The organism is Microlunatus speluncae, assembly GCF_009299835.1.
GTDB lineage: Bacteria > Actinomycetota > Actinomycetes > Propionibacteriales > Propionibacteriaceae > Microlunatus > Microlunatus speluncae.
Map to the genome: position 1 here is coordinate 179,206 of NZ_VKCZ01000005.1, position 25,004 is coordinate 204,209.

Annotated in this window: 27 protein-coding genes; 18 read left to right on the forward strand and 9 right to left on the reverse strand. The window is 70.1% G+C overall.

Annotation, left to right across the window (positions count from 1 at the left end; translation table 11 throughout):
* Positions 1-156: 156 nt before the first annotated feature.
* The 12 genes from FNH24_RS08600 to FNH24_RS31805 all read left to right on the forward strand — a co-directional run bounded on the left by FNH24_RS08600 (position 157) and on the right by FNH24_RS31805 (position 11,845).
* On the forward strand, positions 157-963 hold the full coding sequence (locus tag FNH24_RS08600) for a hypothetical protein (protein ID WP_152361747.1): 807 nt from the start codon (positions 157-159) through the stop codon (positions 961-963).
* Positions 960-1,685 carry a Flp pilus assembly protein CpaB gene (gene cpaB, locus FNH24_RS08605; protein WP_152361748.1) on the forward strand — a complete coding sequence of 242 codons (726 nt, stop codon included), beginning with the start codon at positions 960-962 and terminating at the stop codon, positions 1,683-1,685. The genes FNH24_RS08600 and cpaB overlap by 4 nt, the downstream gene beginning before the upstream one ends.
* Entirely contained in the window at positions 1,682-3,295 is a 1,614-nt protein-coding gene (locus FNH24_RS08610; RefSeq protein WP_152361749.1) for a CpaE/TadZ family protein, read from the forward strand. The genes cpaB and FNH24_RS08610 overlap by 4 nt, the downstream gene beginning before the upstream one ends.
* A complete protein-coding gene (locus tag FNH24_RS08615; protein ID WP_152361750.1) occupies positions 3,292-3,624 on the forward strand; it encodes a TadE/TadG family type IV pilus assembly protein in 333 nt (110 codons plus the stop codon). Before FNH24_RS08610 ends, FNH24_RS08615 begins: the two co-directional genes overlap by 4 nt.
* Complete coding sequence (locus tag FNH24_RS08620) at positions 3,621-4,940, forward strand: TadA family conjugal transfer-associated ATPase (protein WP_217428107.1); 1,320 nt, start codon at positions 3,621-3,623, stop codon at positions 4,938-4,940. The genes FNH24_RS08615 and FNH24_RS08620 overlap by 4 nt, the downstream gene beginning before the upstream one ends.
* A complete protein-coding gene (locus FNH24_RS08625; RefSeq protein ID WP_152361751.1) occupies positions 4,937-5,863 on the forward strand; it encodes a type II secretion system F family protein in 927 nt (308 codons plus the stop codon). The genes FNH24_RS08620 and FNH24_RS08625 overlap by 4 nt, the downstream gene beginning before the upstream one ends.
* A complete protein-coding gene (locus tag FNH24_RS08630; protein WP_152361752.1) occupies positions 5,860-6,765 on the forward strand; it encodes a type II secretion system F family protein in 906 nt (301 codons plus the stop codon). The genes FNH24_RS08625 and FNH24_RS08630 overlap by 4 nt, the downstream gene beginning before the upstream one ends.
* Positions 6,765-7,967, forward strand: coding sequence for a sensor histidine kinase (locus tag FNH24_RS08635; RefSeq protein ID WP_152361753.1), 1,203 nt, complete (start codon positions 6,765-6,767; stop codon positions 7,965-7,967). Before FNH24_RS08630 ends, FNH24_RS08635 begins: the two co-directional genes overlap by 1 nt.
* On the forward strand, positions 7,943-8,605 hold the full coding sequence (locus FNH24_RS08640; protein ID WP_152361754.1) for a response regulator transcription factor: 663 nt from the start codon (positions 7,943-7,945) through the stop codon (positions 8,603-8,605). Before FNH24_RS08635 ends, FNH24_RS08640 begins: the two co-directional genes overlap by 25 nt.
* Before the next feature lie 83 nt (positions 8,606-8,688).
* Positions 8,689-10,686 (forward strand): vWA domain-containing protein, encoded by a 1,998-nt coding sequence (locus tag FNH24_RS08645; RefSeq protein WP_152361755.1) that lies wholly within the window; start codon positions 8,689-8,691, stop codon positions 10,684-10,686.
* A gap of 140 nt (positions 10,687-10,826) precedes the next feature.
* Positions 10,827-11,057: a hypothetical protein gene (locus tag FNH24_RS31800; RefSeq protein ID WP_161606057.1), complete on the forward strand. Its 231-nt coding sequence runs from the start codon at positions 10,827-10,829 to the stop codon at positions 11,055-11,057.
* Between the two features lie 86 nt (positions 11,058-11,143).
* Positions 11,144-11,845: a pilus assembly protein TadG-related protein gene (locus FNH24_RS31805; RefSeq protein ID WP_161606058.1), complete on the forward strand. Its 702-nt coding sequence runs from the start codon at positions 11,144-11,146 to the stop codon at positions 11,843-11,845.
* Here the strand turns inward: FNH24_RS31805 and FNH24_RS08660 are convergent, their stop codons facing one another.
* From FNH24_RS08660 to FNH24_RS08670, 3 genes are read right to left on the reverse strand one after another with little or no spacing between them, the layout of a single operon-like run.
* Positions 11,846-12,244, reverse strand: a complete 399-nt coding sequence (locus tag FNH24_RS08660; RefSeq protein ID WP_152361757.1) for a hypothetical protein — start codon at positions 12,242-12,244, stop codon at positions 11,846-11,848.
* Positions 12,241-12,783, reverse strand: a complete 543-nt coding sequence (locus FNH24_RS08665; protein ID WP_152361758.1) for a hypothetical protein — start codon at positions 12,781-12,783, stop codon at positions 12,241-12,243. Before FNH24_RS08665 ends, FNH24_RS08660 begins: the two co-directional genes overlap by 4 nt.
* Positions 12,768-14,027 (reverse strand): hypothetical protein, encoded by a 1,260-nt coding sequence (locus FNH24_RS08670; RefSeq protein WP_152361759.1) that lies wholly within the window; start codon positions 14,025-14,027, stop codon positions 12,768-12,770. The genes FNH24_RS08665 and FNH24_RS08670 overlap by 16 nt, the downstream gene beginning before the upstream one ends.
* Positions 14,028-14,133: 106 nt before the next feature.
* Here FNH24_RS08670 and FNH24_RS08675 point away from each other — a divergent pair, with 106 nt between their 5' ends.
* On the forward strand, positions 14,134-14,505 hold the full coding sequence (locus FNH24_RS08675) for a DUF192 domain-containing protein (RefSeq protein ID WP_152361760.1): 372 nt from the start codon (positions 14,134-14,136) through the stop codon (positions 14,503-14,505).
* Here FNH24_RS08675 and FNH24_RS08680 read toward each other — a convergent pair.
* From FNH24_RS08680 to FNH24_RS08705, 6 genes are all read right to left on the reverse strand, one after another.
* A complete protein-coding gene (locus FNH24_RS08680) occupies positions 14,502-15,569 on the reverse strand; it encodes an SGNH/GDSL hydrolase family protein (RefSeq protein WP_152361761.1) in 1,068 nt (355 codons plus the stop codon). The genes FNH24_RS08675 and FNH24_RS08680 overlap by 4 nt on opposite strands.
* Positions 15,570-15,658: 89 nt before the next feature.
* Positions 15,659-16,279 carry a hypothetical protein gene (locus tag FNH24_RS08685; protein WP_161606059.1) on the reverse strand — a complete coding sequence of 207 codons (621 nt, stop codon included), beginning with the start codon at positions 16,277-16,279 and terminating at the stop codon, positions 15,659-15,661.
* A 25-nt stretch (positions 16,280-16,304) separates the two neighbouring features.
* On the reverse strand, positions 16,305-17,351 hold the full coding sequence (locus FNH24_RS08690) for an SGNH/GDSL hydrolase family protein (protein ID WP_152361763.1): 1,047 nt from the start codon (positions 17,349-17,351) through the stop codon (positions 16,305-16,307).
* A gap of 114 nt (positions 17,352-17,465) precedes the next feature.
* Positions 17,466-17,780 carry a hypothetical protein gene (locus FNH24_RS08695; protein ID WP_152361764.1) on the reverse strand — a complete coding sequence of 105 codons (315 nt, stop codon included), beginning with the start codon at positions 17,778-17,780 and terminating at the stop codon, positions 17,466-17,468.
* A 127-nt stretch (positions 17,781-17,907) separates the two neighbouring features.
* Positions 17,908-18,120 (reverse strand): hypothetical protein, encoded by a 213-nt coding sequence (locus FNH24_RS08700; RefSeq protein WP_152361765.1) that lies wholly within the window; start codon positions 18,118-18,120, stop codon positions 17,908-17,910.
* An 86-nt stretch (positions 18,121-18,206) separates the two neighbouring features.
* On the reverse strand, positions 18,207-18,626 hold the full coding sequence (locus FNH24_RS08705) for a PaaI family thioesterase (protein ID WP_152361766.1): 420 nt from the start codon (positions 18,624-18,626) through the stop codon (positions 18,207-18,209).
* Between the two features lie 72 nt (positions 18,627-18,698).
* On the opposite strand from FNH24_RS08705, the gene polA reads away from it, so the two are divergent.
* From polA to FNH24_RS08730, 5 genes are all read left to right on the forward strand, one after another.
* Positions 18,699-21,434, forward strand: a complete 2,736-nt coding sequence (polA, locus tag FNH24_RS08710; protein ID WP_175047871.1) for a DNA polymerase I — start codon at positions 18,699-18,701, stop codon at positions 21,432-21,434.
* Positions 21,435-21,576: 142 nt separating this feature from the next.
* Positions 21,577-22,089, forward strand: coding sequence for a hypothetical protein (locus FNH24_RS08715; protein WP_152361767.1), 513 nt, complete (start codon positions 21,577-21,579; stop codon positions 22,087-22,089).
* 53 nt (positions 22,090-22,142) lie between these two features.
* Positions 22,143-23,432 (forward strand): sensor histidine kinase, encoded by a 1,290-nt coding sequence (locus FNH24_RS08720; RefSeq protein WP_152361768.1) that lies wholly within the window; start codon positions 22,143-22,145, stop codon positions 23,430-23,432.
* Positions 23,429-24,124, forward strand: a complete 696-nt coding sequence (locus FNH24_RS08725) for a response regulator transcription factor (protein ID WP_152361769.1) — start codon at positions 23,429-23,431, stop codon at positions 24,122-24,124. Before FNH24_RS08720 ends, FNH24_RS08725 begins: the two co-directional genes overlap by 4 nt.
* 134 nt (positions 24,125-24,258) lie before the next feature.
* Positions 24,259-24,915: an SDR family NAD(P)-dependent oxidoreductase gene (locus tag FNH24_RS08730; protein ID WP_175047872.1), complete on the forward strand. Its 657-nt coding sequence runs from the start codon at positions 24,259-24,261 to the stop codon at positions 24,913-24,915.
* Positions 24,916-25,004: the final 89 nt, after the last annotated feature.

Consider the following 25,004-nt stretch of genomic DNA (forward strand, 5'->3'; position numbering starts at 1 on the left):
ATCGGTTTCATCGCGGCACCCTCCTGGCCGACCTCACCCCGAGTGACTCGTTTCACACTAGGCTGACGCCAGAAGTGGGGATCAGGTCGCGTTGCTGGGCGGAAGACGTGATTTCACGACGACCGCCTCCGGTTGTGGGCACCAGGAGGGGCACAGATGCTGATAGCCGTCCCGGGGTCGTCTGATCTGGGCGGTGTGCTCGGAGTCAGTACGGCGAATCCCGAGGCGTTGTTGCGCGCGATCCGGGATCGATTCGGGCCGTTCCGCCACCGTCATGTGCTCGTCCTCAGCCCGCGGCAACTGGCGTCCGTCGCCCGGGAGCAGGCGCACGTGGTCATCGCCTCCGACCCGGCCGTCCGAGTCTGCGTCCTGCCACTGCGGCACCACGGGTTGACCCTGTCGCTGATCGGCCGCGCCGTGCTGGCGGCAGAGCTCCGGCCGGACGGCTGGAGCGATCCCGGCCAGGCCGTGCAGCTGGTGCACAGCATCGCCGCCCGCAGCCGCAGCCTGATCTGGCATCCGAGCCTCGGCTCCGTCGAGGAACCGCACCCGTCCCTGGGCGAACGGATCGTCGGCCTGGTGCCGGCTCGCAGCTACTTCCACGAGCTCGGCTCGCAGGGTCTCGTCCCGGCTCGATCCGGGCCGGGCGGCCCGACCCCGTACGGCTGGCACGTCGCCGGACCGCCCTCGGCCCAGCTGCAGACCAGTCTGAACGGGGTGCACCTCGAGTCGGTCGACCTCAGTCTGGCCGGCCGACGACCCTATGCCGGGCGAAGATCGGTGGAGATCACGCAACTCGCGCCGCCGTACGCCCGACCGCTGGCCGGCCCGGCCTGCGGAAGCTGCACGGCGACCCTGGTCGGTTCGCTGTGTGCCTTCTGCGGCTGTGGCCCGGCCGGGGTACGGCAACCGGGCGAGGCGTCACCAGAGTCGGTGGAGGCGGAAAGAGGTGTCCGGATATGAACCCGAGGCAGTTGCGCGGGCTGGTGCTGATGATCTTGTCGGTGGTGGTCGCGGTGCTGGTCTTCGTCGGTGTGTCCAGCTATCTGACCGAGGTGAACAAGCAGGTCGGGCCGATGGTCACGGTGTTCAAGGTGAAGCAGGACCTGCCGGCGTTCACCACGCTGTCGGCGGAGAACACCGAGCGTGATCAGATTCCGGAGCAGTGGGCCGCGGACAACACGGTGCTGCAGGCCCAGGATCTCGACGGACGGGTGATCGCGGTGCCGCTCTCGGCCGGCTCCTATGTCAGCACCGACCTGCTGGTGCCGGTCAGCAATCTCGACCCGGACGAGCGGGAGATCGCGGTCAACGTCGATGCCGTCACCGGGCTGGCGGGCCGGATCCGGCCGGGCGACCGGGTCGACGTCTACGTGGTGTTCGCCGATGTGCCCGGATTGCCCAAGCAGGCCCGGATCCTGGTGCAGAACGTACGCGTGGTCTCGGTCGCCGGAGAGCAGCAGGTGCAGGCCCCGGACCGGGAGTCGCTGCAGAACGTCGTCCCGGTGACCCTGGCGCTGCGGCCGGAGTCCGCGCTGGCGGTCACGTACGCCAACTCCTTTGCCCAGGAGGTCCGGCTGGTCGGGCTGCCGCCGGGGGTGGCCCAGGACCGGAGCAAGGAGCCGCGCACCTTCGACGCCGGCCAGCTCGGCGGCAAGGCCGAGCCGGAAGGAGGCAACCGGTGAACCGCGCCGTGGTGGCGATCGCCGACCAGGTGATCGTCCAGGAACTCCGCTCCCGGCTGGATCAGAGTGATCACGAGGTCGAGGTCGTCTTCGTCGCGGAGTCGACCCAGGAGACGCTGTCGGCGGTGCTCCGGCACCGGCCGAGCATCCTCTTCGTCCATGATCAACTCGGGCCGGCGTCGGTGGTGCCGATGATCCGCGAGCTGACCCTGCGGCACCCGGCGCTGGCCGTGCTGGTCGTCACCTCCAACCCCAGCGTCGAGTCCTACCGCTCAGCCATGGACGCCGACGCCAAGGGCGTGCTCGACTACCCGTTCGGGCTGGAGGAGGTCGAGCATCGACTCGCCTCGGTGATCGAGTGGGGTGCCACCATGGCGCAGGCCCTCGCCGGGGACCGGGCGCCCGAGTCGAGGAACGGCTCGGCCGGCGGCCGGGTGATCGCCGTCGCCGGCGCCAAGGGCGGGCTTGGGACGACGATCATCGCCACCCATCTCGCCTGGGACGTGGTCCGGCAGAGCCGCGGGATGCGGGTCTGCCTGGTCGATCTCGATCTTGAGAAGGGTGACGTCCCCAGCTATCTCGACGTCAGTCACCGGGTCTCCGTCGCCGACCTGGCCAAGATCAGCGAGGATCTGACCGCCCGCGCGGTCGCCGACACCGTCGTGGCCCACAGCAGCGGGCTGCATCTGCTGCTGGCGCCGACCGAGATCCGGGAGACCGAGGTGATCACCGCCGCGGCGGTGCGGCAGATCGTCGCCCAGCTCCGGCGGCTCTACCAGCTGGTGATCATCGACACCGGTGCCGCGGTTACCGCCACCCAGGCGGCAGCGGTCGAATCGGCCGACCAGACCCTGCAGGTCGTCTCCGCCGACGTGCCGGCCCTCCGCTCGGCCCGGCGGCAGGTGGTCTTCTGGGAGTCGCTCGGCGTGGTCAACCCGGACAACGTTCGGGTCGTCGTCAACCGGTTCCGGCGTCGCGGCGAGATCCAGCAGGACACGATCGACATGCTGATCCTCGGCGAGCGGTCCGAGGTGCTGATCCCCGACCTGGAGCAGGGCCTGGAACGGGCCGGCAACAGCCGGACCCCGAGCGAGGTCCGCAACGGCGTCTGGTGGAAGAGCCTGCGCCGGATCGGCCAGGAACTCGGGGTGATGAACCACTTCCACCCGGACCGCCCGGCCGCCGGCGGCAACGGGCAGTCGCCGCCGCGGGAGACGGCGGCGCAGCCCGATCTCGCGGCCACCCCGGGCGCCGGTCCGGCCGCCGGATCCCGGCCGCGCGAGTCGGGTCAGATCGCGCTCGAGAACGTGGTGCTGATCCCGGTCGCCCTGCTGTTGTTGATCTTCAGTTTGCAACTGGCGCTGTTCGGACTCGGCTTCGTCTCCGCCGGCTCGGCCGCCGACGCCGCGGCCCGGGCGGTCTCGATCGGGGACGATCCGGAGGCCGCGGCCCGGGCCGCCGTGCCGGAGCAGTTGGTCGGCGGGATCAGCGTCGATCAGGCCGGGGCCGAGGTTACGGTCAGGTTCAGCTCGCCGTTGCTGTTCCTCGACGGGGTGACCCGGACCGCCACCGTGGCCGTCGGCCACAACGTCGTGGAGGAACCCCGATGATCACCCGGCGATCGGCCGAGCGGGGCACCGCGAGCATCGAGCTGATCGCGATCGTGCCGATGGTGATGTTCGTCGTGGTGGTCGTCTTCCAGGTGCTGGCGTCGGCGTACACGGTGCAGGCCGCGGCGCAGGCCGCCCGGGACGGCGCCCGTGCGTACTCGCTGGGCCGGTCACCGGAGGCCGCGGTCCAGGCCAGCCTGCCCGGGGCCGTCCGGCTGGTCGAGGTGACCCGGGTCGGCCCGCACCACGGCGTCCGGGTCACCGTCCAGGCACCGGCCTACCTGGTGGTCGGCGACCGTACGGTGACGCGGGAGGTGATCATGCCGTGAGGAATTCGTTCTCGGCCGGGTTCGCCGGCCGGTCCGCCGCCGTGAATCGGGAGATCGAAGCCGACGACCTGCAGGTGCGCCGGTTCAAGCAGATCCTGCTGGACGAGATCGACCTGCAGGAGCTGGCCAGCCTCCAGGCCGAGGAGCGCCGGGCCCGGCTGGAGCGGGTGCTGGCCCACCTGATCTCCCGCGAGGGCGTGATCTTGTCCAGCCGGGAGCGGTCGACCCTGATCCGCCGGGTGGTCGACGAGTCGATCGGGCTCGGCGTGCTGGAGCCGCTGCTGGCCGACACGACGATCTCCGAGATCATGATCAACGGTCACGAGACCGTCTATGTCGAACGGTTCGGCCGGCTGGAGCGGATCCCGTCCGGCTTCACCTCCGAAGATCAACTGCTGCAGACGATCGACCGGATCGTCTCCTCGGTGAATCGCCGGGTCGACGAGTCCAGCCCGATGGTCGACGCCCGGCTGCCGGCCGACGCCCGGATCCCGCGCGGCGCCCGGGTCAACGTCGTGCTGCCGCCGCTGTCGCTGAGCGGGCCGCTGGTCACGATCCGGCTGTTCCCGCGCGCGTACGGGCTGACCGAGCTGCTGGAGCGCGGCACCCTGGACCGGCCCACCGCCGAGCTGCTCTCCGCCTGTGTCCGGGCCCGACAGAACATCATCGTCTCCGGCGGTACGGCCTCCGGGAAGACCACTCTGCTGAACGCCCTGTCCCAGTTCGTCCCGGACCGGGAGCGGATCGTCACCGTGGAGGACGCCGCCGAGCTGTCGCTGAACCAGGAGCACGTGATCCGGCTGGAGACCCGGCCCGCCAACGTCGACGGCCGCGGCGAGGTCAGCATCCGCGAGCTGGTCCGCAACAGCCTGCGGATGCGGCCCGACCGGATCATCGTCGGCGAGGTGCGCGGCGGCGAGGCGCTGGACATGCTGCAGGCGATGAACACCGGCCACGAGGGATCGCTGGCCACGGTGCATGCCAATTCGGCCGACGACGCGCTGTCCCGGATCGAGACGCTGGCCACGATGAGCGACGTCGAGGTGCCGTTCCTGGCCATCCGCGACCAGGTCAACAACGCGATCCATCTGATCATCCAGCTCTCCCGGCACTCCGACGGGTCGCGCCGGATCGTCGAGGTGGCCTACGTGGTGTCCGCGCGGCGGGAGGAATACCTGCTGCAGCCGGTGATGCAGTGGGATCCGGTCGGCCGGCGGTTCGTCCACCATCCGCTGCCGGACCGGCTGACCCGAGGCCTGGTCCAGGCGGGGGTCGAGGTGCCCGGCAGCTGGCCGATCCAGGGGGCCGGCACATGATGATCATGATCTATGCCGGGTTGGCCCTGTTCGTCGTGCTGCTGGTCGCGGGCTCCGCTCAGCTGTTGCTCAACTCCACCGACCAGCGTCGCTTCGTCGCCGCGACGCTGGCGGCCGGGGCCGGTCAGGACGTGAGCCGGACCAGGTTCCAGCGCTGGGACCGGGCGTTCGCGGAGACCCGGCTGGGCCGGTTCCTGGAGCGGGATCTGCTGCTGGCCGGCATCCGGCAGCCGCCGTTGGTGATCTTCGCCGGGATCGTCGCGCTGACGATCGTGGTGCCGTTGCTGTTGGCCCGGTTCCTGGCCCCGGCGCTCGGTCTGGTCGGGCTGGTCGCCGGCTATTTCGTCTTCCGGGTCTGGGTGGTCCGGGCCCGCGACCGGCGGCGGGAGAAGTTCGTCCAGCAGATCCCCGAGCTGGCGCGGGTGTTGTCGAATGCGACCAATGCCGGCCTCAGCATCGTGACGTCCTGGCTGGTCGCGGAGGAGGAGATGGCCGAGCCGGCGAAGTCGGAGATCCGGCGACTGAACGCGGCGGTCCGGTTCGGTGCGTCGCTGGAGGACGCGATGCTGCAGCTGAACGACCGACTGCCCTCGCGTGAGGTACGGATCCTGATGTCGACCCTGGTCGTCAGCGCCCGCGCCGGCGGCTCGTTGGTGACCGCGCTGCGCGAGATCTCCCGGACGCTGGACGATCGCAAGGAGGTCCGCCGAGAGGTCCGGACCACCCTCGCGCAGGCCCGCAGCACCAGCGTCATGGTCACCGTTCTCGGGGTGCTGATGCTGTTCATGCTCAACTCGATCCAGCCCGGCACTGTGGAGCGGATGACCCAGAATGTGATCGGCGTCGCCGCGCTGGTGATCTCCTTCGGCCTGTTCGGGCTGGGCCAGTTCATCGTCTACCGGATGACCAGGATCGACCGGTGATCTCGCCCTTCTGGCCCGCGCTGGCCGCGACCGGTGCCCTGTTGCTGTTCCTGATCAGCTACCGGATGCTCCGCGGTCGGGTCGCCGACTACCTGGACGCCTCCGACCTGATCCTGCTCCGGGACGAGCGGCACCGCGAGTCCACCCGGCGGGTGCCGCCGTTGGAGCGGCTGGCCGGCCGGTTCGTGCCGCGGCTGCGCCGGTTGCTCGGCCCGGGGGTGGTGCAGACCCTGCAGCGCCAGATCGACCAGGCCGGCCGCCCGACCGGAGTTTCCGTGGACGGGCTGCTCCGGCGGATGTTCATCTGGGTGCTGCTGCTGATCCCGGCCGGGATCCTGCTGGTGGCCGGCGGTCAGCTGATCGGGCTGGTGCTGCTCCCCGTCGTGGCCGTCCTGCTGCCGCTGATGCCGATCGCCGCGCGGGCCCGGCATCGCCGCGAGTCGATCGAGCGGGACCTGCCCGACTTCCTCGACATCCTCGCCGTGACGGTCAGCGCCGGCATGTCCTTCCGCGCGGCACTGGCCCGGGTGACCGACCACTTCTCGGGGGCGATCTCGGACGAGATCCGGCTCACCCTGGGCCAGTTGTCGCATGGAGCGAGCGTGCGGGTGGCCTTCACGGGCATGGCCCAGCGGGCCGGCACGCCGTCCGTCCGGAGCTTCGTCACGGCATTCCTGCAGGCCGAGGAGCTCGGCGCGCCGCTGGCCGAGACCCTGAACCAGATCGCCGTCGACATGCGCCGGGAGAGTGCTCAGCTGATGCGCCGCCGGGCCGCTCAGACCGCGCCACGGGTCACCCTGATCACTTCGCTGATCCTGGTCCCGGCCTGTCTGATCCTGATCATGGTCGGCCTGGTGATCGGCGCCGACATCGACTTCGCCCGACTCCTCGGAGCGATGTGATGACGGCGGTCAGCCTCCGGGGCGACGTCCTGGCGGACCGGGGGCAACTGCTCGGCGAGCCGCAGTTCGTGCTGCTGGTCCGGTGGGTCTTCACCGGCCGGCTGGTCTTCCTGGCGCTGGCCGCGCCGGCCGCGTTCCTGACCAGCTCGGCCACCCTGGTCGGTGGGATCAGCCTGGTCCTGCTGACCGCGACCAGCCTGCTGCTGAGCCGCAGCGACCGGGTGATGCGCTATCTGTTGCTGCACCCGTTGCTCGCCTCCCTCGACGTCGCCCTGACGGTCCTGTTGCTGATCAGCCTCGACACCGAGCAGCCGGCCGCGCTGGCCGTCGTCTGTACCGCCCTGGCGACCGGGCTGCTGTTCCCGACCCGGATCCTGGTCGTGCTGCTGATCCCGCTGGCGTTCGGTGCGATCGGCTCGCCGAGCCTGGTCGCGCCGTCGGACGGGTGGCAGGAATGGCTGCTGCGGCTGACCGGCATTCCGGCGCTGGTCGTCGGTGTCTGCCTGATCGGCGCCGTGGTCCGCCGCTACGCGGAGCGGATGATCGAGGCCCGGCAGCAGGTGAGCGAGGCCGTCGCGGCGGTCGGGGCAGCGGAGGAACGAGCCCGGTTGGCCCGGGACATGCACGACTCGGTCGGCAAGTCGTTATACGGGATCTCGCTCAGTGCCAAGGCGTTGACCCGGGTCATCGACACCGACACCGCGGTCGCCCGCGAGGTCGCCGGATCACTCTCCGAGGCCGCCGAGACCGCGGCCGCGGAAGCCCGGGCGCTGCTGGTCACGCTGCGCTCCGGCAAGGCGGACCGGCCGACGATCGAGGTGCTCCGCGACGTCGTCGACGGGTGGCAGACCGAGTCCGGGATTCCGGCGGTGCTGAATTCGGTGCAGGCCGTCGACGCCGATCCGCGGGTGACCGAGCAGATGGAGCGAGCGCTGGGCGAGATGTTGCACAACGTCGCCAAGCACGCCGAGGCGGGCCGGGTGGACGTCATCCTGCGCGGCGACGCCGAGACGATCGAACTCGAAGTGAGCGATGACGGCCGGGGCTTCGACACCACGGCCGCCGCGGGTGCCGAGGAGGACGGCCATTTCGGCCTGCGCGGGTTGCGGGAACGGGCAGCGAGCGTCGGCGGCACCTTCGAGGTGGAGTCGACCAGAGGAGAGGGGACGACGTACCGATGGACAGCACGACGTCAGCCGTAGAAGGAACCGAGATCGATCTGATCACCGTCGGTATCGCCGACGACAACGCCGTGGTGCGTGCCGGCATCAAAGGACTGCTGTCCACCACCACCGACATCCGGGTGATCGGCGAAGCCGGTGACGGCGCGGCCGCGGTGGCGCTGGCCAAGGCCAAGCGTCCCCGAGTGATGCTGCTCGACGTCCGGATGCCCCGGCAGGACGGCGTGACGGCCGCCTCGGAGATCGCCCAGCTCACCAACGTCTTGATGCTGACCTATTCGGAGGCCCCCGACGTGATCTCGGCAGCAGTCCGGGCCGGCGCCCGCGGCTACCTGGTGCACGGTCACTTCGGCGACACCGAACTGATCCAGGCGGTCCGGATGGTCGCCGGCGGCATCGGTACGTTCTCGGCCCAGACCCTGGCGGCACTGTCCAGCCCGGCGCCGACGCTGGGCGAGTTGGCGACCCGCTTCGGGCTGTCCGAGCGGGAGGCCGAGGTGATGGACCTGATCGCCAAGGGATCGGCCAACACCGACATCGCCCACGGGCTCTTCATCTCGGAGAAGACCGTCAAGAACCACATCAACCGGATCTTCGCCAAGCTGCAGGCCAACAATCGCGGCCACGCGATCTCGCTGTGGCTGGCGGGGCCGCAGTGAGGTCGGGCTCGGGTCGATCACGGGGTGGGTGGGCTCCCGTAGGCTTGATCACCGATGCGCTGCCGAGCGAGAGGTCGTACGTCATGCGGGATCGAGGCCGACGATTCGTGCTGCTGGGGGTGGCGATCCTGGTCGCCCTCACGGGCCTGACCCTGGGCCACGTCCGCCCGGCCGCGGCCGATGATCAGGTGAAGGTGTTGTTGCTGCTGGACGTCTCCGGCTCGATGAACGAGAAGCTGGCCTCCGGCGGGACGAAGCTGGCGGCGGCGAAGTCGGCGTTGAAGCGGGTGGCCGACTCGTTGCCACAGGGGACCCAGGTGGGACTTCGGGTGTACGGCTCCAAGATCAAGGAGCCGAAGGAGGAGAACCCGAAGGCCTGTCAGGACACGGAACTGGTGATGCCGATCGGTCCGCTGGATCGCAACCGAATGTACGGGGCCGTGGATTCGTTCGAGGCGGTGGGCGAGACGCCGATCGCCTATTCGTTGGAGCGGTCGGTGGCCGATCTTGGTGATCAGGGTCGTCGGGTGGTGGTGTTGATCTCCGATGGCGAGGAGAACTGTGTGCCGGATCCGTGTCCGGTGGCGAAGAAGCTGGCGGCGAAGGGTGTTGATCTTCAGTTCAACGCGATCGGGTTCGATGTGAATTCGAAGGCGCGCAAGCAGTTGCAGTGCATTGTGGACGAGACGGACGGGTCCTATTACGACGCCGACGACACGGATGAGTTGAATGAGTCGCTGGACAAGCTGACCAAGCGGGCGCTGCGGCCGTTCGCCCTGTCCGGCAAGCCGATCATGGGTGCGGCTGGCACATCGAATGCCCCGCGGCTCAAGGCCGGCCACTATCGGTCGACGTACGATCTGAAGGGCCTCGATCGGTTCTACTGGATCGAACGGACTATTCCGCGGTCGACGATCACGGTTTCGGCGAGTGTGATCGTGCCGCGAGGCCGGCAGGGCGACAACGAGTCGTGGTCGATCGTCCTTCGCGGACCTGACCAGCCGTACCCGTGCGGTCTGACCGTCTTCACCGACACCGGTGCCGACGGTACAGCGTCGGTGATGTCCCAGGCACTGACGTCGACGGGCGGCACCTTCTCGTGTGCCGAGGGTGACGTGCTGCTCCAGCTGGCCCGGCTCAACAACAACATCGCGGGCGTTGACCTGAAGCCCGAACTCGACGTCGAGATCGTGGTGACCGAGGAGCCGCCGATCACGAACCTGGCTGAACTGCCGCCGGGGCTGTCCGACGAGGCAATCGACCGGACGCCGGTCGCCGCGGCGAAGCAGGCCAAGAGCGTGGTCGGCGGGGTCGCGTTCTCCGATGCACCGGTCCTGCAGCCGGGTTCGTACCTGAGCAACATCGTGGTCGGTGAGACGCTGGTCTACCAGGTGCCGGTGCAGCCCGGTCAGCGATTGCGGGCCACGCTGGACACTCCGGCACCGGGACGGAAATGGGGCTTCGAAGGATATCCGGTCGGAGCCAGGCTCTCGGTGTTCTCGGCGAAGCGTGCCCAGCTGGACGAGCAGCTGGAGGAGATTCCCCAGGGTTCGCCGGCGAAGACGGTGCGGACGACGGCGGGCACCCCCGAGATACGGATCCGTAACCGGGAGCTGAAAGGTCGGCCGGACGACGTCCGGGCGGTGGTGAGTGCGGCGTTCGGCGGCAACCACTACCTGATGGTCAGCCTCCGGCCCCTGGAGAGCGACCTGCTCGGCGTGCTGACCCCGGTCCGGTTGAACATCGCCGTCGACGGCGAGCCCACCGGGCTTCCCGTGTACGCCGAACAGCCTCCGACGCCCGGGCCGTCGTCTCCCGGGCCGTCGTCTCCGGCCGGCTCGCCCCCGTCATCGGAGACCCCGGTGCCGACCTCGCCGGGCCCCGGCGGCTCCGAGACGCCCGTCCCGGGCGGTGGCGGCGCGCCCGGGGTCGGCGGTGCGGTCACGGCGGTGCTCGGCATTCTGGCCGTGCTGGTCGTCGCCGGCGTCGTGACGGTGGTCCTGCTGCGCCGGCGAGCCGCGACCAGAGCCGGCGGATCCTCGGGGCCGGACGGACCAGCCGGGCCCCCGGGCGCCCCCTGAGCCTTGGGCCCGGAGTTGGGTCTCTGGACCCATGGCAGGACCGGCGGATCTCCGTAACTTTGAGGTCATCAAGGCAACCGGGAAAACCCGGGAGACGACAGGGATCGGCTGGTCAGGCCGGGAACCGGAAGGAATGAATCATGGAGAAGCTGATGCTTTCGCTGTACATGGTGCAGCTGACCGTGGCCGACAAGCTGCGGAACCGGCGGCGGGAGTCCGGGCAGGGATCGCTCGAGTACGTGGGCATGATCGCGGTGGCGGCGCTGATCATCGCCCTGGTCGTGGCCGCCGTGAGCGGTCCGACGCTCAAGACCTGGATCGACGGTGTGATCACCGGCATCACGACCAGCACCAACGTGCCGCCCAAGTAAGAGATCCGATCGGTGGCCGGGCGAGCGTTCTCGCCCGGCCCTTCGGGCGTTTCAGGGCTTCGGGCGGTTCAGGGAAGGACGAGCCAGTGGCACAGCGGCGGGCGGAGCGTGGATCGGGGCCGGTGACGGCGATCCTGGTCCTGGCGATCTGCGTGCTGCTCTTCGCGGTCGGCGTGTTCGCGATCGGCGCCGTGGCCCGGGAGCAGCGGTCCGCCGCCCAACACGCCGCCGACGCCGCCGCCCTCGGCGGAGCCCAGCGGATCATCGACGATCTGTCGGACCTGCTGGCGGGCGGATTCCTGAATGTGCTCGAGCTGCCGGGCCTGGCCGGTGCCGGCCAGTGCGGCCAACGGGGCGTCGTCCGGGCGACCGAGCTGGCCAGGGCCAATCAGGCGACGCTGACCGGTTACTGCTGGAACGTGTTCACCGACCGGGTCACCGTGACCGTCCGGCTCGACCAGGCCGCGGAGGACGGCGAACCGGCCATCGCCGAGGCCGTGGCCGCCACCAGATTCGACCTGACCAGCTGCCGGATCGCCACCGACTTCGCGACCCCGACCCCGACCCCGACTCCCACGCCGACTCCCACGCCGCCCCCGACCGGTCCGCCGCCGTCCGGCCCGCCGACGACGCCGCCACCACCTCCGCCTCCACCACCACCGGTCGAGACGTCGATCGACTGTGGCTTCGGTGCCCTGGAGTTGATCTTCGATCCGGCGACGCTGCGGTTCACGTTCATCGATCTCGATCTTGCCCTGCGCGATCTCCGGCCGCGCCTGACCAGCTGATCATCGGTTGTCGAGACGAGCCCGGATCCAGCGGTACGGATGGAATCCCGGCAGCCGGCGGCCGATCAGGATGACCAGCAGCGGGCCGACCAGCCAGGGCGACCCGGCCAGCAGTCCGTCCACGACCCCGGCGTCGGTCGTGACCACAATCGTGGTCAGCCAGCCGACGAGGATCGGGATGCCGCCGCCCCAGAGCAGGCATCGCAGCGGGGTCCGGTCGGCCCGTTCGGTGACGATCACGCCGACCAGCGCCGCGTAACAGCCCAGGACCATCGCCGCGAAGCTCAGCCGCACCGGGTCGGTGGTCGCGCTGCCGGACAGGGTGGCCGACATGCCCGCGCCGGCAATGATCAAGGAACCCAGTCCGGCGGCCCAGCCGAGCAGCAGGTTCCTGATCATGCCGCCCACCGGGCCGAGTCGAGGATCTCGGCGATCCGGCCGGCGGTCAGCCGGTCGGTGCCGAGCACCGCGAGGACCGCGGTGGAGCCGCCGTTGCTGGTGATCAACATCGTGCCGCGGTAACCGGTCCTGGACGCCGCCCGGAAGCTGATCGCTGAGCGCACCGCCGGCGATCCGTCCTGGGTCAACCGGTCCCGGGCCGGGCCGGCTGAGAGCTCCGGTAGCCAACCGCCGATACCGGAGGCGAGCAGCAGCCCGAGCACCTCCCGCGGCTCGGTGCCGACCAGGTCGGCCCGGGCCAGCACCAGGATCGCCGGCGCGCCGTGCTCGGTCAGCTGTCCCTGCCACTGCCAGCCGTCACTCGGCTGCTGCTCCCGGATCGAGGTCTGCACGGCGAAGCCGAACCGGCCGAGGGTCACCGGGACCGCCTGCGCGGTCGGGGCACCGAGCAGCCCGGCCACGCCGGCCAGGCCGAAGCCGAGCACGGTGCGCCGGGCCCACCGCCGCCGGTCGCCGATGCCGGTCACGTCCACCCGCACTCGGGATCGTCGACCAGCACCCGGGCCGTGCCGTCCGGCCGCGGTGCGACCTGCTGCACAGTGACCAGTCGGGTGTCGGCCCACTCCGTACGTCGGAGCAGCCGGACCTCCTCGCTGGCGCGGCCCAGCGCTGTGGCGGCCGCGACGCCCTGATAGCGCAGCACCGTGACCGTCGCGGCCCGGTTGATCCAGCTCGCCAGCCGGTCCTCGGCGTCCGGCGCGGCCAGCCCGAACAGCTCTCGGGTGGACAGCCCGAACCCGGCTGGGCCACTCAGCCATTGCTCGGCCAGCTCCCGTTCGTCCTCGGTCTGGATCGGCAGCCCGACATAGCCGACCGAGATCGACTTCGGCAGCGCCGAGCTGTCGGTGATCAAGGAACCGTCGGCCACGACCATGATCAACACGCTGGTCAGTCGCGCCGCCTCGTCCCGGCTCCAGCTGACCGCCCCGGCGACCGGCCGGCCGCTCACCGAGCCGGTGATCGGCGCGGTCACGGACAGCTGTTGCCCGGCCGTCCGGAACGCTGCGGTCGCCGGCCGGCTCCGGTCCAGTCTCAGCCAGTCGGCCTTGTTCACTGGGGCTTCCGGCGGTTCGCCACCGACCGGGAACGGTGCGGTCGTCAGCGTCAGCCGGCTGTAGCGGACCGTCGGCGGGGGCAGAGCGGGACCGCCGACCGGGTGCACCAGGCGGGCGAACAGGGCCATCGCCGACCGGCTCCGGACTTCCTGATCATGTCGGTCTTCGAGGGCCGTCGCGAGCTGCTGCAGATCCCGGCCGGCCGGCAGCAGCCACTCGGTGTGGGCCGGCACTTCGAGCCCCGGCGCGGGGTAGCGCGATCGCCGTACCTCGGCTTCGAGCACTGCCGGCGGATCGGTCGTGGTCGGCGGCCCGGCCTGCACCACGGTGTCGCCGGACCGGGCCCGGCTGGTGGTCAGGGTCAGGCCGCTCGGCAGGGTCACCGTCTCGGTCCGCACCTCGGGCAACGCGGCGTCCAGATCGGCCAGGAACCGGCACCGCGGCTCACCCAGCCGGACCGGCTCGAAGACCGGCAGCTCGTCCCGGCAGGTGGCCAGCCCGAGCGACCCGATCAGGCAGGCGGCGCGGGAGACGGCCGCCTGCCGCGGGCCGAACGCGAAGCTCATCAGCCCCGCGATGGCGATGGCGGCCAGCCCGACCACGATCACCCGGTCGATGACGCGTTGCCGCAGTCCTTCGCGTTCAACGGGTCGTCGTAGCCGAGGCACCGCATCCCTTCCGCACCCGGTCCCGAGGGGTCGGCACGACATTAGCCGAAGGACGCGTCAAACAGTCATCACCCGACATCGGTATCGCGCCGCTAAGGTCATGATCATGGCCGAAAGCGTCGTGTTCGGGCCGGGACCGCACCGGCTGCTCTACAACGAGGTCGAGATCGCGCCACTCGCCGTGGCCGAGTCGTACCGGTCGCGGCAGCGCGGGCTGCTCGGCACGGATTCGGTGGTCGGGGCGCTGTGGATCACCCGCTGTCCGTCGGTGCACATGGTCGGCATGCGTTACCCGATCGATGTCGCCGTGGTCGACCGGGCCGGCCGGGTGTTGTTGATCAAGACCCTGAAGCCGTGGATCGGCGGCACCCGACCCCGACTGCGGGCGACCGCGACGATCGAGGCCGGGGCCGGAGCCATGGCAGCGTGGGGGATCGAGGCCGGCGGGGTGCTGGCGATCCGCCGAGAAGGGCCCTAGTCGATCGGGTTCTCGAGCTGGGCCTGGATCAGCTTGGCGAAGGCGGCGTGGCCCTCGGCGTTCGGGTGGAAGCTGCTCGGATCGACCGGCATCATGCCCGGGCCGCCCCAGTCCAGGTCGTTGAACCAGGGATCGTCGCTGCCGATCCCGTGGCCGCGGAAGGCGTCGGTCGGGTCGGCGAACTCGACCCCGGCCTCGGCGGCCGCCGACCGGATCACGTCGTTGAGGTCACCGGCCCGCTCGTTCATCCATTCCTGATCTTCGGCGAAGAGCAGGTTGCCGTAGTCGTCCTCGGGGTTCTCCTCGAACAGCGGCGGGTAGCCGACGACGATGATCCGGGCGTTGGGCGCCCTGTCCTTCGCCTGCTGGTAGAGAGCGATCAGCTCCCGCTTCAGCTGGGGCAGTCGTTTGGTGATCCGGTCGTCGTGCTTCTCCTGGCAGGTGTCGATGAAGCCGACGCCGCCGTCGCCGTTGATCACGCAGTCCCGCAGCACGTCGGCGAACTTGAGGTCGTTGCCGCCGATCGACAGGGTCACCAGCGAGGTGTTCTCGTCCAGGGCGTCCAGCTGGGCCTCTTCGTCGGTGTTCGCGCCGTTGGGATCGTCGAAGTCGTCGATCACCGCGCCGGAGCAGGCGACGAACTGATCACCGTCGGCGAAGTCGTTGTCGGCGGCCAGGATCTGCGAGTAGGCGTTCGCCGAACGGTGGCACCGGTTGTGATCTTCCTCGTCGTCGTTGAACGGCCAGAGATCGTCGCGGTCGTCGAAGTCGGTGCCCTCTTCGTAGTCCCAGGCACCCTCGCCGGAGGCGAAGCTGTCGCCCATCGCGATGTACTTGCCGGCCAGCGCCTGCTGGTAGGGCGTCACGCCGACCTGGCTGATGCAGCCCGGCTGCTGGATCAACCGGCAGATCGCGTCGGCCGCCACGTACTGGACCTGGCTCGCCAGGCCCGCGTAGACGACGCCCATGATCAACAAGGTCGCGATCGCGATGGCGCCGATGTAGTCGATCGCGCCGGCGCCGCGGTCTCGCACCGCCCCGGTCCGACGCAGCCTGTTGATCATGATCTGACGTTACGGCCCGGGGCCGGTTCGGCGCTTGAGTCCGCGGACCCAACTCGGCTGGGCCCAGGGACCCAACCGGCCTGGCACCGCTACTTCGGCACCGCGGCGATCGCCTGCTCCAGCACTTTGGGGTCGGGCTCGTCCCGGATGCTGTACGAGAGGAAGGCGATCATGGTGTCGCCACGGCGGAAGAACGCCAGGTCGGTGATCAATCCCGGATTGGACTCCGGGACCTGACGCCAGCTGACGACCTCCGAGCCGGCCGAATCGAGCTTCAACGGCGTGATCCGGAACGTCTCGCTCTTCGTCCCCTTCGTCCCCGTGGCGACGAAGGACGTGCAGCCCGGAACCGCTCCGGACAAGCCGGTGATCACGCGCTCGGCGGTGTCGTCGGTGTAGCTGCGGACGTACTGCTGGACGAAAGGACCGAACGGGCCCATCGAGAACCGGACGCTGGCCATGGCGGCCGGCGGCGACGGCTCGAGGTCCACCCCGCAGACCTGGGTGCGATAGCCGCCGGCGGAATCGTTGCTGAGCCGCCAGTCCTTCGGCAGATCCTCGACCTTGATCAGATAGTCGTCCGGACGGACGTCGGGCGGCGGCGGGGCGGCGGGCGGAGTCAACTGGCAACCGGCCAGGGCGACGGTGATCAGTCCGGCGATCACGGCGACCCATGATCGCGGCAGCGGTCCCCGGCTCGGATCGGTCATGGTGATCATCGTGGCACAACCCTTCTCATCGGGGATCCTCCAACTGTCGCTGGATCGCCTCGGCGAACGCGGCTTGACCCTTGGCGTTGGGATGGAAGCTGCTGGGATCGACGAGCATCATGCCCGGCCCATCGAACGTGAGCTCGTTGAACCAGGGATCGGCGCTGCCGATGCCGTGCCCGGCGAAGTCCGCGCTCGGATCGACGAATTCGACGCCGGCCTCCTGGGCGGCCGAGGCGATCGTCCGGTTCAGCTCGGCGGCCTTCTCGTTCATCCACTTCTGGTCCTCGGCGGTGAGGCTGTTGCGGTAGCTGGGATTCTCGGGGAACAGCGGGGGATAGCCGACGACGATGATCCGCGCGTTCTTGGCCTTTTCCTTGGCTTGTTGATATTGCGCCAGCAGATTGGACCGCTGCGCCGCGATCTTTCTGCTGAGCGACTCGTCCAGCTGCTCCCGGCAACTGGACGGTGCGCGGCCACCGTGTACGACGCACGCCGTGAGCACCTTGGCGAAGCCGACGTCATTGCCACCGATCGACAGCGTGACCAGCGAGACGTCGTCGTCGAGCGCCTCGAATTGGGGGGCCTCGCCGGTCTCCTTGTCGTTGGGCTGGTTGAAGTCGGAACTCTCGGCGCCGGAGCAGGCCACGAACTTGGCGCCGCCGGCGAAGCGGTTGCCGGCGGCCAGGAGCTGCGCGTAGGCGTTGGCCGAGCGATGACAACGATTGTGCTCTTCTTCGTGATCGTTGAAGGGCCACGGATCGTCGCGATCATCGAAGTCCGTGCCCTCTTCGTAGTCCCAGGCGCCTTCGCCGGCGGCGAAGCTGTCGCCCAGTGCGACGTAGCGACCGGTCAGCGCCCGTTCGTACGGTGAGGGCCCGGAGTCGATCTTGCACACGGCCTGCTGGGTGATCGTGCAGAGCGCCCGTGACACCATCGATCCGACCTGGGCGCCCCACAGGGCGATCACCACCGCCAGGATCAGCATGGCCGCTATCGCGAGCACCGCGAGGTACTCCAACGTTCCTTGCCCGCCATCGCGCCTTCGGGGCGACCAGGGCATGTTGATCATGACCACAGGCTAGGAGAGTGAGACCGGCATCCGCTTGAGCCCGTGGGCCCGATCGGCGTGGGCCCCTGGGCCCACTGATGATCAAGTTCAGTGGATGATCATCGACCTGTTCGATCAGTGCCAGGGCAGCGCGAGAAAGAGCGTGAGGCTGATCAGCCCGCAGGCGAGGGCGATGATCGTGATCACTGGGCCGGCCGTCCCTCGTCCGGAGGTGGTGGCTCGACCGTTCAACACGTGGGCGATGATCGAGAGGATCAGCCCCGGCACGGCCAGGTAGGCCATCGCCTGCCCCTTGGCCGAGTTGGCCAGTGCGGAGAGCGAGGATCCGATGTGGAATCCGAGCGCCATCGCGAGCACGATGAGCATCGAGTTCCCGATGATCGCAGCCAGAGACAGGATCCAGGTCACCGACCGGAGGTTCATCGCCATGCCGTCAGATCTCCGTTCCGGAGTCGACGCCCGGCGGGGGTCAGCAGGGTCATGGCCGGTGCTCCGTGATCAGGGTCGGTGCGGTCGTGGGTGCCGCCCCGGCACCGTACCGCGAAGTCGGCGCAGTTCAGGGAGAACCCGACGGCGGTGCGGGGCAGTCCGGTTGCGGCGTGACCGAGCAGGCCACCTGGGCGGTGAAGCCGCGCAGCTGGCCGCCCCAGCCGGCGACCGCGATGCCGATCACCAGGAAGAGGGCCAACAGGACGACGCCGACGTACTCGAGGATGCGGGCCGTCTGTGGCCGGCCCGCGGCGGAGACCCGTATCCGAGAGTTGATCATGATCCGACCCTAGGTCGGCGACGCCCGGCCGCGCCTGAGCCCGGAGACCCAACCGGCTTGGGCCCCTGGGCCCAGAGGCCGACGGCTCAGGCCGGGGCGTCGTCTCGGCGCGGGATCAGCTGGCAGGTGAGCCGGGCGGTGCAGACCCGGGCGCCGTCGTCGTCGGTGAGGACGATCTCGAAGCTGGCGACCCGCGACCCCAGCCGGATCGGGGTCGCCGTCCCGGTGACCCAGCCCTGCCGGACCGCCTTGTGGTGGGTGGCGTTCAGATCGACGCCGACCGCGACCCGGTCCGGCAGCCCGTGGCCGGTCGCGCCGATCGACGCCAGGGTCTCGGCCAGCACGCAGGACGCGCCGCCGTGCCAGAGCCCGAACGGCTGCGTGTTGCCCTCGACCGGCATCCGGCCGACGACCCGCTCGGCGGACACCTCGAGCAGTTCCAGGCCCATCCGGGAGTCGAGCGCACTGGTCAGCGCGGAGGCCCATTCGGGCAGCGAGGCGGTCATTCGGACAGGGTAGTCAGCGACCCGGATCCACCGACCCGGACACTGTCGGTCCGGGCCGCTAGAGTCGCCTGCGTGTCGACCATCACCGAACCAGAAGCGCCCGCTCCCGCCGGGGAGGGCGAGCGGCCGCGCCTGCTGCTGATCGACGGCCACTCGGTGGCCTACCGTGCCTTCTTCGCGTTGCCGGTGGAAAACTTCAGCACCAAGACCGGCCAGCACACCAACGGTGTCTTCGGCTTCACCTCGATGTTGATCAACGTGCTCCGGGACGAGCAGCCGACCCATCTCGGCGTCGCCTTCGACGTGTCCCGGAAGACGTTCCGGTCGGAGATGTACACGGAATACAAGGCCAACCGGAGCACCTCGCCGGACGAGTTCCGGGGCCAGGTCGACCTGGTCAAGGAGGTGCTGAACGCCCTCAACATCGCCCATGTCGACAAGGAGGGGTTCGAGGCCGACGACATCATCGCGACCCTGGCCAAGCAGGCCGAGGCCGAGGGCTTCGACGTGCTGATCTGCACCGGCGACCGGGACGCGCTGCAGTTGGTGTCGGACCGGGTGACCGTGCTCTATCCGCGGAAGGGTGTTTCCGACCTGGCCCGGATGACGCCGGACGCGGTGCAGGAGAAGTACTTCGTCACCCCGCAGCGCTATCCGGAGCTGGCGGCGTTGGTCGGCGAATCCAGTGACAACCTGCCCGGTGTGCCCGGGGTCGGGCCGAAGACCGCCGCCAAGTGGCTGGAGGCCTACGACGGCCTGGAGAACCTGTTCGTGCACGCCGGCGAGCTGAAGGGCAAGGCGGCCGAGGCGTTCAAGGAACGGATCGACGACGTCCGGCTCAACCGGCAGGTCAACGCGCTGGTCACCGATGTCGAGCTGCCACTCAAGGTGACCGACCTGACCCGCCGCGACTGGGACCGGGAGGCGACCCACCAGCTGTTCGACGGGCTGGAGTTCCGGGTGCTGCGGGACCGGCTGCTGGAGACGCTGCCGGCGGAGGAGACGGCGCCCGAGGGCGGTTTCGAGGTCGAGGGCGAACGACTGGCGCCCGGGGCGCTGACGGACTGGCTGGCCGCCCACGCCGCCGGCGAACGGACCGGCGTCGACCTGATCGGCCACTGGGCCGCAGGGGCCGGCGACCTGCGGGCCATCGCGCTGTCCGCCGGTGACGGTGCCGCGGCCTATCTCGACGTGACCGAGCTCGACCCGGCCGACGACGCGGCGCTGGCCGGCTGGCTGGCCGATCCGGACCGGCCGAAGGCGATCCACGACGCCAAGGGTCCGCTGCTGGCAATCTGGTCCCGCGGCTGGCAGCTGGCCGGGCTGACCTCCGACAGCCAGCTGGCGGCCTATCTGATCCGGCCCGACCAACGGACCTTCGACCTGGCCGACCTGACCCTGCGCTATCTCAAGCGGGAGCTGCGGGCGGAGGACGCCGCGGCCGAGACCGGTGATCAGCTCGCGCTCGACTTCGGCGACGACGACTCGGGGGCGGAGGCCGCGGCGAACGCGGCGATGATCCGGGCCCGGGCCGTGATCGACCTGGCCGACGCGCTGGACGCCGAGGTCGAAGAGCGCAACGAGACCATGCTTCTGCGCGAGGTGGAGTTGCCGCTGCAGCGCACCCTGGCCCGGATGGAGCAGACCGGGGTGGCGGTCGACGTCGCCCACCTGGAGGGCCTGGAGGGTGAGTTCGGGGCCAAGGTGGCCGCCGCCGCCGAGGAGGCGTACTCGATCCTGGGCAAGCAGATCAACCTCGGCTCGCCCAAGCAGCTGCAGACGGTGCTGTTCGACGAACTGAAGATGCCGAAGACGCGGCGCACCCGGACCGGTTACACCACCGACGCGGACGCGTTGCAAGGGTTGTACGTGAAGACCGAGCACCCGTTCCTGGCCCAGCTGCTGTTGCACCGGGACGCGACCCGGCTGCGGCAGACCGTCGAGGGGCTGCTCAAGTCGATCTCCGACGACGGCCGGATCCACACCACCTACGGCCAGACCATCGCCGCGACCGGCCGGCTGTCCAGCACCGAGCCCAACCTGCAGAACATCCCGATCCGGACCGAGGAGGGCCGGCGGATCCGGGAGGCGTTCATCGTCGGCGACTCCTACGAGACGCTGCTCACCGCCGACTACTCGCAGATCGAGATGCGGATCATGGCGCACGCCAGCGGCGACGAGAGCCTGATCGACGCGTTCAAGTCCGGCGCCGACTTCCACACGGTGACCGCGGCCCGGGTGTTCGGCGTCGAGCCGGGCTCGGTCAACCAGGCCGAGCGGGCCAAGATCAAGGCGATGAACTACGGCCTGGCGTACGGGCTGAGCGCGTTCGGGTTGAGCCAGCAGCTGGGCATCGAGGTGTCCGAGGCCAAGGGCCTGATGGACGAATACTTCGAGCGCTTCGGCGGGGTCCGGGACTACCTCCGGTCGCTGGTCGACGACGCCCGTCGGACGGAATACACCGCGACCCTGCTCGGCCGCCGGCGCTACCTGCCGGATCTGACCAGCAGCAACCGGCAGCGCCGGGAGATGGCCGAGCGGATGGCGCTGAACGCGCCGATCCAGGGCTCGGCCGCCGACATCATCAAGATCGCCATGCTGGACGTCGAGCAGGCGCTGATCGACCAGGGCCTGGGCAGCCGGATGCTGTTGCAGGTGCACGACGAACTGGTCTTCGAGGTGGTCCCGGGGGAGCGGGACGCCGCGATCGCCCTGGTCGAGGACAAGATGAGCCACGCCGTCGACCTCAGCGTCCCGCTCGACGTCTCGGTCGGCCTCGGCCGCTCCTGGCACGAAGCCGCCCACTGACCCCTTTCTCCACCCGGTTCTCCACCCCTGGGCGGTGGGCCGGGAGGCCCTGATCTCGAAGACTTGAGGACATCAATTCCACCGGGGTTCACCGGCCGCAGACCGGCCGGGACGCCCCGATCCAACCCGGAAGGTGTCCTTCATGCTGTCCTCGGTGCTCACGATCCTCGCCGCGATCGCGCTGCTGATCTTCGTCTCGGTCCGACAGCTCAGCTGGCAGCCGGTCAAAGCCCGCCGGCTGCTGATGACCCCGCTGGTCCTGGTCGGGGCGGCCGTGGTGGTCGGGATCCAGACCTACCCGGCGATGGGAGCGCCGCAGGTCGGCATCGCTGACGTGCTGACCATCGCCGCCGAGCTCGGGCTGGCGGTCGTCGGCGGCCTGCTGATGGGCCGGCTGACCCGGATCGACATCGTTGCGGGGGAGATCAAGTCGCGGCTGACCGGGCCCGGCCTGGCCATCTGGTTCGGCTTCATCGCGGTCCGGATCACGATGGCGGTGCTGTCCCATCAGGCCGGCGGTCAGCTCGCCTCGAGCACCCCGTTGATCTTCGTCCTGATCGCCATCGTCAAGGGCATTCAGGCGTTCGTGATCACCCGGCGGGTGGACCGGCTGGCGTCGGCCCCGGCCCGCGTCCCGGTCGATAGCCTGCGCTGACCGGCGGTCACGGTGGGTGATCTCCGGTCCGAACGAGGGTAGCGTCGGCGCTCGTGACGTTCCTGTCCCGCAACCGTGCGGCTCGCTCCTTCGGCGAGCCGCTGCGGTCGTTCACACCGGTGGCGGTGGTCGCCCTAGCTTGGGTGATCATCACGCTCGGCGGGTTCAGCCGATCGGTGCCGACCATGATCGCCTCCTCGGTCGCGATCCTGGCTCTTGTCGTGGGGGTGTTGGGCTCCGACTTCCCGCGACGCGGCGGCGCAGAGCCGACCAACCCGGTGCTGCGGTGGCTGGCCAACCCGGCGGTCTCCATCGGGGCGTCGATCGTGCAGGTGCTGGCCGGTGCCGCTCTCTGTTTCGAGTTGCTGACCGCAGGCTGGGCCGTGTTCTCGGTCGGTGTGATCAACATCGTCGGCAAGCCGCTGATCCGGCTCCGGTACGCCATGATCGTCGCCGCGGCCGGCGGAGTCGTATTGATCATCGCGGTCTGGCTCTCCGCGGCGGACCACCGCGAGCCGCTCTGGTCGGCCGGGGTCGCCCTCGGGGTGATCGCGCTGGGCTACAGCCGGCGGCAGCGCCAACTCCGCCGCCAGGGCGAGTTGGACCTGGTCGAGCGCAGCCGCGAGGTGGTCGAGCAGACCGAGAAGACCCGGGCCGAGACCGAACGGGCCGCGGTGCTGGAGGAGCGCAACCGGATCGCCCGGGACATGCACGACCTGCTGGCCCATTCCCTCGGCGGGCTGGTGGTGCAACTCGACGCGGCCGACGCGATGCTGGCCGCCGGTCGCGACCCGGCCACTGTGGCCGAACGGATCCGCACGTCGCGCCGGCTCGCCGTGGACGGGCTGCGGGAGGCCCGGCTGGCGGTCCGCGAGCTGCGCAACGACGGCGCCGGCACCACGGCCGACACCGACCTGGCGGCCCGATTGATCGCCGTGCTGCGCGGCCCGGTCGGGGTCCAGCTCGGCACCGGCTTCGAGGTGGTCGGCGATCCCCGCCCGGTGCCGGGTCGGGTGGCCGAGGCGTTCGCCGCCGTGACCCGGGAGGCGATCACCAACATCAACAAGCACGCGCCCGGGGCGCGGTCGGCGGCCACGCTGGTCTTCACCGGACCGACGGTCCGGCTCGAGTTGATCAACTCGATGGCGGCCGATGATCATGAACAACGCGACGACGGTGACCGGCTGGCCGGGACCGGCAGCGGGCTCGGCGTGGCCGGGATGCGGCACCGGCTGGCCGAGATCGGCGGCGCCGTCACCGCGGAACGGCGCGGCGACCGCTGGCTGGTCAGCGCCGAGTGGACCGAGCCCGCGGCCCAGCCGGACGACCAGGAGGAATCATGATCGACAACGCCGCGACAACGATCCGGGTGCTCGTGGTCGATGATCAGGACATCGTCCGCGACGGGCTGGTCACCGTGCTGTCGCTGCTGGACGGCGTGTCGGTGATCGGTTCCGCCGGTGACGGTCGGCAGGCGATCGCCCTGGTCGCCGAGCACCGGCCGGACGTGGTGCTGATGGATCTACGGATGCCGGTGCTGGACGGCGCCGGGGCCACGGAGCGGATCGTCGCCGACCATCCGGAGACCGCGGTCCTGGTGCTGACCACGTTCGACGACGACGCCTCGATCGCCGAGGCACTGCGGGCCGGCGCGCGCGGCTACCTGACCAAGGACGCGTCCCGGGACGACCTCGCCGCCGCGCTGCGTTCGGTCGCCCGGGGGCAGGCGACGTTCGGGTCCGCGGTCACCGCCCGGCTGCTCGCCGGCTGGCAACCGGAGGCCGGGTCGACGGCGGCCCAGCCCGATGCGGCCCGACCGGCGCCGGCGGATCCCCGGCTGGCACAGCTGACCGGTCGGGAGCGGGAGGTGTTCCGGCTGATCGGCGTGGGCCGGAACAACGCCGAGATCGCCGACGAACTGTTCGTCAGCGTCGCGACGGTGAAGACCCACATCAACAACCTGTTCGCCAAGCTCGGGGTCCGGGACCGGGCCCAGGCGGTGGCCCTCGCCGGCCGGCTGTTGCCCGGCATGTGAGATCCGGCGGCCGGCCGGAATAGCGATGCGGCCGCGGGAAGTTGCGCCAGTGATCCGCCCCGTCTGCGGATCGACCACTCATGACCGAGCGCGCGGTTCCGTGCGCCCGTTCAGCGACCCCGAAAGCAGGAACCATGTCCAACCAGTCCGCCATCGTGATCGGCGCCGGCCCCGGGATCGGCAACGCGGTAGCGCAGCGATTCGCAGCCGACGGTTACGCGATCACGGTGATCGCCCGCTCCGCCACGACCGTGAACCCGGTCGTCGACGCCATCACCGCCACCGGCCAGGTGGCGCTCGGCCTGACTGCCGACAGCACGGACGAGGGAGCACTGCGCGACGTGCTCGACCAGGCGGTGGCCAAGCACGGAGTGCCCGACGTGCTGGTCTACAACGCGGCCAAGATCAGGCCCGACGCGCCGGGCGAACTGTCTGCCGCCGAACTGCTCGACACGCTCGCGGTCAATGTGGTCGGCCTGGCCACGGCCGCCGCGAAGCTGGCCCCGCTGATGGCCGAGCGAGGCAGCGGATCGATCCTGATCACCAGCGGGATGCCGGCCGTGGTGCCCGCGTACACCAGCCTGTCGCTGGGCAAGGCGGCGGCCCGGACCTACGCCGAGCTGCTGGCGGCCGAGTACGGCCCGGCCGGGGTGCACGTGGCCTCGGTCGTCGTCACCGACACGGTCGTACCGGGCGGCCCGTTCGATCCCGCCCTGATCGCCGAGGTTTATCCGCAGCTCCACGCCCAGCCCCGCGAGCACTGGACCTCCATCCACCGCTTCAAAGGCTGACACGGACCTCGCGGCACCCCACCCGCTCCCTCAAACGCGGCAGTTCAGACCAAACGCGGCAGTTGCAACTGCCGCGGTTGGCTGCAACT